Below are 964 nucleotides of genomic sequence, written 5' to 3'. Positions count from 1 at the left end.
GGCGGTGCGCGTGCCCGCCCTGCGCGCCCGGCTGGCGGCCGAGGATGCCGAGCTGGCCGCCGCCCCGGATGGCGGCGCGCTGTATGACGCGCCGCTGGAGGCCGCCGTGCGCCGCTGGCAGGCCGCCCATTCGCTGGAGGTCGATGGCCGCGTCGGCCCGATGACCCAGCGCCTGATGAACCGCCCGGCCGGGGCGGTGGTCGGGCAGATCCGCGTCGCGATGGACCAGCGCCGTGGCCGCGGCGCCGCCGCGCCGGGCCGCCGCATCGAGGTCAACATCCCCGAATTCCGCCTGCGGGTGATGGACGGGGCGCGGCAGGTGACGGCGATGAATGTCGTCGTCGGCAAGGTGGCGCGGGCCACGCCGCCGCTGGCCGTGCGCATGACGGCGGTGCAGTTCAACCCGCCCTGGGGCGTGCCCGAGCGCAATGCGCGCGAGGATCTGCTGCCGAAATTCCGCCGCGACCCGCGCGCCATGATGGAGAAGGGCTTCCGCCTGTTCACCGTGGTCGGCGGTGAGCGGGTGGAGGTCGATCCGATGACGGTCGACTGGGCCTCGGTGAACCCGCAGCGCTTCCCCTATATCGTGCGGCAGGATGCCAGCGATGTCAGCGCGCTGGGCCGGCTGAAATTCGTCATGCCGAATGGCGACGACATCTATCTGCACGACACGCCGGACCGCCACCTGTTCGGCCGCGCCGACCGTGCGCTCTCCTCCGGCTGCATCCGGCTGAGCCAGCCGATGGAGCTGCTCGACCTGGTGCTGGAGGGCGTGCCCGGCTGGAACCGCGAGCGCGCCCAGCGCGCGCTGGACAGCCGGCAGACCAGCTTCCTCAGCCTGCCGCGCGCCTGGCCGGTGCGGCTGCATTACGACACGGTGGTGGTGGAGCAGGGCCAGGCGCGGCTGCTCTCCGACATCTACGGGCTGGACGCGGCCTATCTGCGGCTGCTGGACCAGCGCCGC

Annotated in this window: 1 protein-coding gene; it reads left to right on the top strand. The window is 73.1% G+C overall.

The window, feature by feature from the left end; translation table 11 throughout:
* A partial coding sequence (locus HMPREF0731_RS21890) for a L,D-transpeptidase family protein (protein WP_007006440.1) occupies positions 1–964 on the top strand: 964 nt, incomplete at both ends.

The sequence above is a fragment of the Pseudoroseomonas cervicalis ATCC 49957 genome (genome assembly GCF_000164635.1).
GTDB classification, from domain to species: Bacteria; Pseudomonadota; Alphaproteobacteria; order Acetobacterales; family Acetobacteraceae; genus Pseudoroseomonas; species Pseudoroseomonas cervicalis.
Note: the sequence above shows the minus strand (reverse complement) of the source record. Positions and strands in the feature narration are given on the sequence as shown.